This is a genomic window from Nocardiopsis sp. NPDC058631, from assembly GCF_042716955.1.
Taxonomy (GTDB): Bacteria; Actinomycetota; Actinomycetes; order Streptosporangiales; family Streptosporangiaceae; genus Nocardiopsis.
Window position 1 is genome coordinate 143532 of sequence record NZ_JBHXQY010000004.1, and the last position, 10730, is coordinate 154261.

Sequence of the window (10730 nt, forward strand, 5' to 3'; positions counted from 1 at the left end):
ACGCATTCGCTTCGTTTCCCCTTGAGCCGATTCGCCGGGACGCGTGCAGAGCGACCCGGTTGACCACCTCCATGTCGTGGAACCCCCTCCGGCTGTCGAGGTAGTGGGTCAAAGCGAAGGGCAGTCCGATCTCCACGTCCGTGTGCGAGAAGCGTTGGGCCGTGTGCACAGCGTCGAGGAGGACCGCACGTTCGGCGTCGAACCACTCCAGCGCCGTGGCCCGATCCCTGAAAGCCGTCGATGCCTCTTTGACGACAGGTGCTTCCAGATGGCTGCTCGCGTCCCCTGCGACGGAGGTGTAGTGCTGGAGCAGGCGGCGCCGGGCCCGGGGGTAGCGACCGGGCCCGTTCTTCCCACCGGTCAGGGAAGCGGCGTAGTCGGCGACCAGGTCGTGCATGCGCCAACGCCCCTCCCGACCGCTGACCAGGTGGGCCGATGCCAGGGCGCGCAGGGAAGAGAGGGCCTCCTGCTCCGTACTGCTCGCCAGCACGGACGCGGCTGTCGTGGACAGGTCCGGTCCGGGCGCGAGCCCCAGCAGGGCGAGCATCTCAGCGGCGTCCTTCGGCAGGCGCGCGAGGGACTGCTCGAACACCGCGCGCAGGTTCCGTGAGTCGTCCCGGAGGTGGACCAGACGGGACTCGGCGTCCTCCAGGGTCGTCGCGAGTTCGCCGGTGGACATGTCCGGGGCGGCCGAGAGGATGGCGGCGCAGATGCGCAGGGCAAGGGGGAGGCCCCCGCAAGCCTTCGCCACACGAGCGAGGTCGGCGGTGTCGTCCGCGCGCGCGTCCTCGGGGTCGACGATGCGCAGGGATTCGCTGAGCAGGGCCGTGGAACGGGCCTCGTCGAGATGGCCAAGCACGATCCTGCGGGGGGAGAGCGAGGTGAGGCTGTTGCGCGAGGTCGCCAGCAGACGGTGCCTGGCCTGCCCCGGAAGCAGCGGCCTGATCTGGTCGGCGTGGGAGGCGTTGTCCGCCACGACCAGGATCGGACCGCCCAGGTCCTCGGCGTGCCTCTCCAGCGCCGACCGGTACAGGGCCCGTTTCCCGTCGGCGTCGGCGGGCCACTGCTTGGCGGGCACCTTCAGCGCGTGCAGGAAGGACTCCACCGCGCGGTCGCCGTCGACGGGCGTGGTGTACCCGTGCAGGTCGATGAAGAGCGCTCCGGCGAACCACCCCCGGGCCCGCGCCTGGTGCCCCACGGCAAGGGCCAGCTGGGTCTTGCCCACCCCGCCCATCCCCTCGGACACCACCAGCCCCAGGCGGTCGGTGCTTTCGGGGTCCAGGACCGCCAACACCCTGCCCAGCTCCGCGTCACGGCTGGTGAACCCCGGGTCCACCTGGGGCAGCCCGAGCACGGGGGTAGCCGCGCCCTCGGGTGCGCCGTAGTTGTTCTGCACCCCGATGGCGTCCCGCCGGGACACCGGCTCGCGCATGTCGACGCGGGAACCGGGCTTCCCGGGGGATTTTTTCTTCTTCTTGCCCACGTACTCAGCTCTTCCGGCGGCGGTTTCCGTCGTTGTTCTGGGTTCCGATGACGTCGCCCTCGGCCTTGGCCCCGCGCATGTCGACGTAGTCGCCCCGGTAGGTGTGGCGGTTGACGCCCCCCTCGACCCGCCCGGCCTGGATGAGGATGCTGTTGTCCCTGACGTTGCCGTGGAAGTTGTTGGTGATGTTGCCGTTCCCGCGTTCGGGGGCGATCTCGTCCAGGAGGGCGCGCAGCTCCGCGACCGCTTCGGGGTCGTTCTTCAGGCGCTGGCGCAGCCGTACCTTCCACATCCCCCGCACGCTCTCGGTGAGTTCCTCGTCCTCCAGGACCTCCTCGCGTGAGGCCTCCAGTTCGGCGAGGGTTCCCTCCTGGGCCTGGCCGCGGCCGAACACCCTGGCGAAACCGCCCTTCACCAGCTCCCAGCCGGTCTTCGTCATCTCCTGCACGAGGATCTTGGACCCCTCGTCCGCCAACACCGCCGGGTCGAACTCCACTGTGCGCCGCCTTTCGTGTGCAAGGGACGGGATTCCCCTGTGGATAGGAGACACCAGCATCTCGCACGGTTCCCCGCCGTTGCCCGGAAATGGCACGGAAATCCCCTCGCGCCCCGAGGGGGCCCGGGTTAGCGTGCCGGTATGACGAGCACGCGCCGTCGGTGGCGCAGCCGGGAGCTGGCCGAGACCATGGAGCTGATCGGCGCCGAGGTCGACAGGGCCTGGTCGCGGGTGTGCGCGGTCTGGGGAGTCGAACCGGGCAGCCAGCAGGAGTCGGACCTGGCCCGGCTGGTGGCCGAGGGCCCCGACCAGTTCGAGTGGCGCGTGGTCGACGCCGCACTCGACCGCCTGACCTGCGAGGACTGCGGAGAGAAACTGGGGTCGGGTGAACGCGGCTGCGCCCCTTGCGACCTGGCCGACGGGTTCCGCTACGCGGCCCGCGAGGTCGACCGGCCCGGGGTCGCGCCGGGCAACGAGCACGCCGTGCGGGTGGCCTGGGCGGTGGCCGGCCACCCCCACCGGGTCCGGCCGCGGGCGGTGTGCGGCATGGAACTGGGGCTGCACCTGCTCTACGCGGGAGGTCTGCCCACCAGGGAGCAGGCGCACGGCTACCGGCACATGATCAACCAGCTCACCGAGGCCGAGGTCGAACGCGTGGCCTCCCTGGAGGAGCTGGAGGCCCTGACGGCGCGCCACCGCGACTGACCGGGGCCCTCACACCCCGTGGACCAGGGACTCCTCCACCAGCAGGCGCTCGTTGATCCTGCGGTACCCCAGGGAGCGGTTCACCGCGAGCATCGGGGCGTTCTCCTGGTTGATGGTCGCCGCCATGGCCTCCACGTGCGGGAACAGGTCGTGCACGCGCAACGCCTGGGTGGCCTTGACCCGGCTGGCCAGGCCCCTCCGCCGGTGCGCGGGCAGGACCGCCGTGTCGTGCTGGTCGGCCACCGGTCCGCGCGGCACCGTACTGACCGTGGCGGCGACCACCTCGTCGGAGGTGCGGTCCAGCGCCGCCCCCACCACCAGGCGCGAGCCGTCGTCGGCCATGCGGCGCTCCCACTCGCGCACCTGCGCCACACCCCAGCGGCGCGCACCCCTTTGCAGTGCCGCGCCGGGCGCGTCGAGGATGTGGTCCATCACCCGCCCGAAGGACGCGGCCAGGGGCTCGGGGGCCGTGTCGAGCCAGTGGGTGAGCCGGTAGCCGGGCCGCGGCCTGGAGGCGATACTCCAGCAGCGCTGCAGGGTCTCCCCGTCCAGGTACTGCTTCTGCAACTCCAGGCGCAGCAGGGTGCGCAGGTAGGGACTGCTGTGCGCGAAGGGCTCCCCCGGAGGCCCGGCCAGCACCGTGCTCTGCAACCCCACCACCTGCCGGGAGCGGGCCTCGGCGACCGCCGCCTCCCGCAGGGCCCGCCCCAACCCCTTGCGCCGCGCCGGTTGGGCGACGAACAGGCGCAACAGGCCCAGCTTGGCGTCGTGGGGCTGCCTGCGCAGCTCGGCCGCGCCCTGGACGGAACCCTCCGGCGCCAACCGGGCCGACCAGCGCCACGCCTGCCCGGCCGGTGTCCGGCGCAGCTGCCGGACCACGGCCTCGGGGTCGAGCGCACCACCGGACACCTCGCCCTGCCCGTCGGCGTAGACCGCGGCCCACGCGGCCAGGTCCGCGGGCGCGGCCGTGGCGGGATCGAGGACTTCCACCAGGGATCTCACGGTTCCACCGTGTCACACCAGTGCCCGGGTGTCCCCTGACACGGCGCGGCGGGCGCGCGCAGCGGCCTCAGCGCATGAGCTCCAGCCGCTTGGTGATCTTGTTGACGGCGTTGCGCGAGCCGACGAGGGCCACGCCCGCGTACTCGATGTCCTGGGCGGGGGTGGCGGCGAGCGTGTCCAGGTACTCGGCGTAGTCGCGGGAGCGGCGCGCCACCTCGTTGAAGCCCACCACGGTCAGGCCCTGCTCGTCGGCCTCGGCCTTGATCTCGCGCAGCCGTTCGCCGGAGGCGACCAGCGTCGGCACCGGGTGGGGGTTGAGCCCCGCGTGCACCCCGCCGTCCGCGTCCTTGCCGTCGGCGGCCAGCGAGTCCTCCAGGCGCCCGCCCAGCCCGAGTCCGAGCACGGCGCCGGCGTTGGCGGCGATCGCGGGGGAGAGGTCCTCGCGCAGGATGACGACGAGTTTGGTTGACATGGCCATGTTTGCCCCGTTCATATGTGATGTCAGCGCTCAAGAAACTAGCCATACGAACGCGGACCTGGTGCTTTGGCCGAACATTATTTTCCACAGCTTCTAGGCTGGAGGGTATGGACGAACTAGATTCGGCGATCGTGCGCGAACTCCAGCAGGATGCGCGGCAGACGAACCGGGCCCTGGCCCACAAACTCGGTGTGGCACCCTCCACCTGCCTGGAGCGGGTCCGGCTGCTGCACCGGCGCGGGGTCATCCGCGGCTACCACGCCGACATCGCCCCGACCGCGCTCAACCGGCAGGTGGAGGCGTTCGTGTCGGTGCAGCTGCGCCCGCCCAGCCGCCAGGTCATCAAGGGGTTCAAAGCGGCGATGTTCGCCCTGCCGGAGGTACTGGCGGTCTACGTGGTGGCGGGGGAGCAGGACTTCCTCGTGCACGTGTCGCTGCCCTCGCTGGACGCCCTGCACAGCTTCCTCATCGACCGACTCACCGAACGCCGGGAGGTGGTGAGCTTCCGCAGCCAGATCATCTACGACAGCGCCCGCAAGCACGTCACCGCGCCCCTTGGCTGAGACCCGCACCCGCCCGGCCCCGTGGCCGCGAAGGCACGGTCGGTCGCGGGCGGTCGTGGCGCTAGGCTTCCGCGAGCGGGGTTTTCGGGTCGGCCTGCGCCCGGGTCGCGAAGGCCTCGACCGGGGCCCGTGTGAGACCTGGCAACCGTGGGACCGGTGAAGCGGCCCACGGCAGCACAGCACGGGAGGCGAGGGACGTATGAGCAGGAAGAGCAACCAGGGAGTGGGGCTGGCCCTGGGGCTCCCCCTCGGCGCCGCCCTCGGTCTGATCATGGACAACCTCGCCCTGGGCATCGGCATCGGCATGGTCGCCGGTCTGGCCCTGGGCTTCTTCGTCGGCGCCCGCAAGGACGACGCCAGCGGGGATGACGACGGCGGGAACGAGGGCCAGGACACGGACGGGTCCAGGAGCGGCGAGAAGGACTGAACCGTGCTCCCGCGTCGGCCCGCGAGCCGACAAGGGGCGCCCCGGCGCGGCACACCCCCGCCGCCCCAGCGTGTCCCCTGCCACATTCTGGAGCCGGGGCCCACGCACCCACCTGCGAAAACGCAGGCCTCACCGCGCGTGCAACGCCCGGGTGAGCCTACTGTTTCCCGCGTGTTACGGCCCGACACCTCCAGGCAACGCGGGCTTCCTACCTTGGGTTTCGTCAGCACCCGCCGAACCCGTCAGCACCCGTCGAACAGGAAGGCCCGGTCGTGACCCCCGAGACTGGCCAGCGCGCACCGCGCACCGGTAAGAGCTGGATCTCCCGCTGGGACCCCGAGGACCAGGGTTTTTGGAACAGCGAGGGACGTCCGGTGGCCCGCCGCAACCTGTGGGCCTCCATCCTCTCCGAGCACATCGGCTTCTCCGTGTGGAGCATCTGGTCGGTGCTCGTGCTGTTCATGATCCCCGAGCACGGTTTCTCCACCACCCCCGAGCAGAAGTTCCTCCTGCTGTCGGCGGTCACCCTGGTCGGCGCGATCCTGCGCGTGCCCTACACCCTGGCCGTGCCGGTCTTCGGCGGCCGCAACTGGACGATCATCTCCACCACGCTGCTCATCGTCCCCACCGCCGCGGCGTTCTTCCTCGTCCAAAACCCCGACACCCCGTTCTGGCTGATGATGGCCCTGGCCGCCACCGCCGGCCTGGGCGGCGGCAACTTCTCCTCCTCCATGGCCAACATCAACTCCTACTTCCCCGAACGGGAGAAGGGGTGGGCGCTGGGCCTGAACGCGGGCGGCGGCAACATCGGAGTCGCCACCGTCCAACTGGTCGGCCTGGCCGTCATCGCCCTGTTCACGACCTCCGCAGGAGAGCTCGTCCCGCTCTTCTACGCGCCGCTGATCCTCATCGCCGCCTGGTGGGCGTGGAAGTCCATGAACAACCTGGTCCACGTGCGCAGCGACATCGCCGCCCAGCTCTCGGCCACCCGCGACCGCCACTTCTGGATCATGTCGCTGCTCTACATCGGCACCTTCGGATCGTTCATCGGCACCGGGTTCGCCTTCGGGCTCCTGCTCCAGGCCCAGTTCGGCCTGGCCCCCGTCCAGTCCGCCGGGATCGCCGTCCTGGGGCCCGTCATCGGCTCCCTCATCCGCCCGGTCGGCGGACGCATGGCCGACTCCCTGGGAGGCGCCCGCGTCACCCTGTGGGTGTTCACCACCATGGCCGCCTGCGCCGCCGTGCTCGTCCTGGCCGTCCAGGCCTCCCAACTGGGCCTGTTCATCGGCGCGTTCGCGGTGATGTTCGTCCTCACCGGCCTGGGCAACGGCTCCACCTACAAGATGATCCCCTCCATCTACGCCGCCAAGGCCGAGGACGCCATCGCCGCGGGCGAACCCCGCGAGCAGGCCCTGGCCCGGACCAAGCGCGTCTCCTCCTCCATGCTCGGCCTGATCGGCGCCGTCGGCGCCCTGGGCGGGGTCGCCATCAACGTCACCTTCCGCGAGTCGTTCGCCGCCACCGGGTCGACCGCGCCCGCCTTCCTCGCCTTCGGCGTCTTCTATGTGCTGTGCGCCCTGGTCACCTGGGCCGTCTACCTGCGCAAGCCCGCCCATGCCGCCACCAACGCCGCTCAGGCGGCCACCGCAGCGGAGACCACCACGCGATGACCACCACCCACTGCCCCTACTGCGCGCTCCAGTGCGCCATGCACCTGGAGCCCGGGCCGGACGGGCGCCTGGCCGCCCGCCCGGCCCCCTTCCCCACCAACCGTGGAGGACTGTGCCGCAAGGGGTGGACCTCCGCCGAGGTCCTCACCGTCCCCGACCGCCTCACCCGCCCCCTGATGCGCAAGGACCGTGACTCGGACCTGGTGGAGGTGGACTGGGACACCGCCCTGGACCACGTCGCCGAACGCCTGCTGGCCCTGGCCGCCGAGTCCGGGCCCGACACCGTGTCGGTGTTCGGCAGCGGCGGGCTCACCAACGAGAAGTCCTACACCCTGGGCAAGTTCGCACGCCTGGCCCTGGGCACCTCCCAGATCGACTACAACGGCCGCTTCTGCATGTCCTCGGCCGCCGCCGGGGGCATGCGGGCCTTCGGCCTGGACCGGGGGATGCCCTTCCCCCTCACCGACGTCGGCGAGGCCGATGTGGTCCTGCTGGCCGGCGCCAACCCGGCCGAGACCATGCCGCCGATGATGGGCCACCTGTCCGCCCCCGCCCTCCTGGTCATCGACCCCCGCCGCTCGGCCACCGCCCAGGTCGCCCTCGACAACGGCGGCCTGCACCTGGCACCCCGGCCCGGCACCGACCTGGCCCTGGCCCTGGGCCTGCTCCACACCGTGCGCGTGCGGGGATGGGTCGACCAGGAGTACGTCGACTCCCGCACCACCGGCTTCGAGGCGGCCTGGGAGCACGCCGCCGCCTGGTGGCCCGAACGCACCGAGCAGGTCACCGGCGTGCCCGCCACCCAGCTGCGCGCAGCCGCCGACCTGCTCGGCGCCGCCGCCCGCAACCGCGCCGCCTACGTCCTGACCGGGCGCGGCACCGAACAGCACTCCAAGGGCACCGACACCGTCTCGGCGTGGATCAACCTCTCCCTCGCCCTGGGCCTGCCCGGCCGCACCGGATCCGGCTACGGGTGCATCACCGGCCAGGGCAACGGCCAGGGCGGACGCGAACACGGCCAAAAAGCCGACCAGCTCCCCGGGTACCGCCGCATCGACGACCCCCACGCCCGCGCCCACGTGGCCGGGGTCTGGGGCGTGGACCCCGACTCACTGCCCGGACCGGGCCGCTCGGCCTTCGAACTCCTGGACGCGCTGGGCACCGCCGACGGACCGCGCGCCATGCTGCTGTTCGGCTCCAACCCGGCGGTCTCGGCCCCCGACAGCGCCCGCGTACTCTCCCGCCTGGCCGCACTGGACCTGCTGGTCACCGCCGACTTCGTCCTGTCCGAGACCGCCGCGCTCTCCGACGTGGTCCTGCCCGTGGCCCAGTGGGCCGAGGAGTCGGGGACCATGACCAACCTGGAGGGGCGCGTCCTGCGACGCAACCGGGCCGCCGCACCGCCCCCAGGGGTGCGCACCGACCTGCAGGTCCTCTCCGACCTGGCCGTGCGCCTGGGCCAGCCCGCCGGGCGCTTCCCCACCGACCCCGACACCGTCCTGGCCGAACTGGGCCGCGCCTCCGCCGGGGGCGCCGCCGACTACTCCGGGGTCACCCCCCAGCGGCTCGACTCCGGCGAGGCCCTGTACTGGCCCGTACGCGCCGACTCCGCCCCCACACCCCGCCTGTTCCTGGACACCTTCGCCCACCCCGACGGGCGCGCACGCTTCGTCGCGGTCGACCACCGGCCCCCGGCCGAGGCCACCGACACCGACTACCCGCTGATCGCCACCACCGGACGCCTCATGGGCCACTACCAGTCCGGCGCCCAGACCCGCCGCGTCCCCGAACTGGCAGGCGCCGAACCGGAGACGTACGTGGAGGTGCACCCCGACACCGCCGCCCGCGCCGGACTGACCGCCGGGGCCTGGGCCCGCGTCACCTCCCGGCGCGGCCACACCCGCGCCCGGGTGCGCCTGACCCCCACCGCCCGCCTGGACACGGTGTTCCTGCCCTTCCACTTCGCCGGCGCCCAGTCCGCGAACAACCTCACCAACCCGGCGCTGGACCCCACCAGCCGCATGCCCGAGTTCAAGGTCAGCGCCGTGCGCCTGGAACCCGAACCCTGACCACCGGGCGCCCACCCCCGGGGCGGCCCCTCCCGCCCCGGCGGACCCGCCCCCCACACCACCGGCCCAGCGCCCCTCGCGCCCAGGAACCCACCACCCACCCGGCCGACGCAGCCCGGGAACGCCCACCCCACACCAGGAGGCAGAAGTTGAGCACCGTGCAGGGCGCGTCCCCGCGTCAGATCGTGGTCATCGGCAACGGCATGGTCGGAGCCCGCTTCGCCGAGGAGGTAGCACGCCTGGACCCCGCAGGAGAACGCCTCCACGTGAGCGTGGTCGGCACCGAACCCCACGCCGCCTACAACCGGGTGCTGCTGTCGGGGATCATCGCGGGCGACTACAGCCCCGACCAGATCCGGCTCCCCGTCCCCGACACCCCCGGCGTGAGCGTACGCACCGGCGTCACCGCCACCGCCCTGGACACCGAACAGCGCACCGTCACCCTGGACGACGGCACCCACCTGGACTACGACGAACTCGTCCTGGCCACCGGCGCACGCGCCGCCTTCCCCCCCATCACCGGGGCCACCGCACCGGACGGCGCACCGGGGGAGGGGGTGACCGCACTGCGCGACCTGGCCGACTGCCAGAGGCTGCTCGCCCTGGCACGGCCCGGGGCGCCCGTGGTGGTGCTGGGCGGCGGCGTCCTGGGCCTGGAGGCCGCGCGCGGCCTGGTGGGCCGCGGGGCCCGGGTCTCGGTGGTGGAGTCCTCGCCCTGGATCATGCGCCGCCAGATCGACCAGCCGGCCGCGCGGATCCTGGCCGACCGCTACTCCGCCCTGGGCGTGGCCGTGCACTCCTGGCGGGTGGCCTCCCGGTGGATCCCGGGAACGGGCCTGGAGATGGACGACGGCCGCGTCCTGCCCGGCGACGCCCTCGTGGTCACCGCCGGGGTGCGCGGCAACACGGAACTGGCCGCGGACGCCGGGATCGAGGTCGAGCACGGCATCTTGGTCAACGACGCCCTGACCACCTCCAACGCCCGCGTACACGCCATCGGCGACTGCGCCCAGCACCCCGGCGGAGGCGCAGGCCTGGTCCAGCCCGGCTGGGAACAGGCGGGCATCCTGGCCCGGCGGCTCACGGGGACGGCTCCGAGCGCCCTCTACACCGGGGCACGGCCGCTGACCCGGCTCAAGGCCGAGGGCATCGAGCTGACCGCGTTCGGCCGGGTGCACGATGACGACGACGCCGAGGGCCTGGAGACCGTCACCATCAGCGACCCCTACGGGGGGCGCTACGCCAAGCTCTCGGTGCGCGAGGAGAAGGTGGTGGGCGCGGTACTCCTGGGCTTCCCCGAGGCCGCGGCGACCCTGTCCCAGCTCTTCGACACCGCATCCCCGGTCCCCGCCGACCGCCTGGCACTGCTGCAGGGGCTGCCGACCGCGGCCCCGGAGGGCCAGGGCGCGGTCGCGGAGGCCCCGGTGTGCCGGTGCAACGCGGTCACCCGCACCGACATCGAGCAGGCCTGGCTGGACGGTGCGCGCACCCGCGAGGCCATCGCCCAGACCACGAGGGCCACCACCGGGTGCGGCGGGTGCGTACGCGACGTCAACGCGCTGCTGGCGGGGATGGGCACCCAGGACCCCGCCCCGGTCGGCTGAACCCGGCCCGCCCGGCACCGGCGGGGGAGGGTCCGGGAAGCAGCCCGACGCCGACCCGCGCGAGCGGACCCGGTCGCTTTGCGGCGGCCGCTCGCGCAAAGGCAGCGCCACGAACACGGCCGGCCCCGCGCGACACCGGGTCGCGCGGGACCGGCCGCCGGGTGTGCGGTCCGATCCGCCCTAGGCCGTGTTCCGCGGATCATTCCGGGCTCGCAACCGCCAGGCTGCCTCTC

10 protein-coding genes are annotated in these 10730 nt (G+C 72.6%); 6 read left to right on the forward strand and 4 right to left on the reverse strand.

What is annotated here, in order from left to right; translation table 11 throughout:
• On the reverse strand, positions 1 to 1483 hold a 1483-nt coding region (locus ACFWTE_RS03385; protein ID WP_378777535.1), incomplete at its 3' end, for an NB-ARC domain-containing protein.
• 4 nt (positions 1484 to 1487) lie between these two features.
• A complete protein-coding gene (locus tag ACFWTE_RS03390; protein ID WP_378777537.1) occupies positions 1488 to 1979 on the reverse strand; it encodes a hypothetical protein in 492 nt (163 codons plus the stop codon).
• Between the two features lie 141 nt (positions 1980 to 2120).
• Between ACFWTE_RS03390 and ACFWTE_RS03395 the strand changes: the two genes are divergently transcribed.
• Positions 2121 to 2684: a hypothetical protein gene (locus ACFWTE_RS03395; RefSeq protein WP_378777539.1), complete on the forward strand. Its 564-nt coding sequence runs from the start codon at positions 2121 to 2123 to the stop codon at positions 2682 to 2684.
• Positions 2685 to 2693: 9 nt separating this feature from the next.
• Here the strand turns inward: ACFWTE_RS03395 and ACFWTE_RS03400 are convergent, their stop codons facing one another.
• Both ACFWTE_RS03400 and ACFWTE_RS03405 read right to left on the reverse strand, forming a co-directional pair.
• Positions 2694 to 3686, reverse strand: coding sequence for a GNAT family N-acetyltransferase (locus tag ACFWTE_RS03400; protein WP_378777540.1), 993 nt, complete (start codon positions 3684 to 3686; stop codon positions 2694 to 2696).
• Between the two features lie 67 nt (positions 3687 to 3753).
• Complete coding sequence (locus ACFWTE_RS03405) at positions 3754 to 4164, reverse strand: DUF2000 domain-containing protein (RefSeq protein ID WP_378777542.1); 411 nt, start codon at positions 4162 to 4164, stop codon at positions 3754 to 3756.
• A gap of 107 nt (positions 4165 to 4271) precedes the next feature.
• On the opposite strand from ACFWTE_RS03405, the gene ACFWTE_RS03410 reads away from it, so the two are divergent.
• The 5 genes from ACFWTE_RS03410 (at position 4272) to ACFWTE_RS03430 (ending at position 10497) form a co-directional block, all read left to right on the forward strand.
• The gene (locus ACFWTE_RS03410; RefSeq protein WP_378777544.1) at positions 4272 to 4727 is read left to right on the forward strand and encodes an Lrp/AsnC family transcriptional regulator; all 456 of its coding nucleotides are present in this window, start codon (positions 4272 to 4274) and stop codon (positions 4725 to 4727) included.
• Between the two features lie 199 nt (positions 4728 to 4926).
• On the forward strand, positions 4927 to 5154 hold the full coding sequence (locus ACFWTE_RS03415; RefSeq protein WP_378777546.1) for a hypothetical protein: 228 nt from the start codon (positions 4927 to 4929) through the stop codon (positions 5152 to 5154).
• A 272-nt stretch (positions 5155 to 5426) separates the two neighbouring features.
• Positions 5427 to 6824, forward strand: a complete 1398-nt coding sequence (locus ACFWTE_RS03420; protein ID WP_378777548.1) for an MFS transporter — start codon at positions 5427 to 5429, stop codon at positions 6822 to 6824.
• Positions 6821 to 8893 (forward strand): molybdopterin oxidoreductase family protein, encoded by a 2073-nt coding sequence (locus ACFWTE_RS03425; protein WP_378777549.1) that lies wholly within the window; start codon positions 6821 to 6823, stop codon positions 8891 to 8893. The genes ACFWTE_RS03420 and ACFWTE_RS03425 overlap by 4 nt, the downstream gene beginning before the upstream one ends.
• Positions 8894 to 9042: 149 nt before the next feature.
• On the forward strand, positions 9043 to 10497 hold the full coding sequence (locus ACFWTE_RS03430) for an FAD-dependent oxidoreductase (protein ID WP_378777551.1): 1455 nt from the start codon (positions 9043 to 9045) through the stop codon (positions 10495 to 10497).
• The last annotated feature ends 233 nt before the right edge of the window (positions 10498 to 10730 follow it).

Bases quoted from the DNA above. Each gene is read 5' to 3' on its own strand.
- ACFWTE_RS03405 (WP_378777542.1), bottom strand. From the start codon at position 4,164: ATGGCCATGTCAACCAAACTCGTCGTCATCCTGCGCGAGGACCTCTCC.
- ACFWTE_RS03395 (WP_378777539.1), top strand. From the start codon at position 2,121: ATGACGAGCACGCGCCGTCGGTGGCGCAGCCGGGAGCTGGCCGAGACC.
- ACFWTE_RS03415 (WP_378777546.1), top strand. From the start codon at position 4,927: ATGAGCAGGAAGAGCAACCAGGGAGTGGGGCTGGCCCTGGGGCTCCCC.
- ACFWTE_RS03425 (WP_378777549.1), top strand. From the start codon at position 6,821: ATGACCACCACCCACTGCCCCTACTGCGCGCTCCAGTGCGCCATGCAC.
- ACFWTE_RS03410 (WP_378777544.1), top strand. From the start codon at position 4,272: ATGGACGAACTAGATTCGGCGATCGTGCGCGAACTCCAGCAGGATGCG.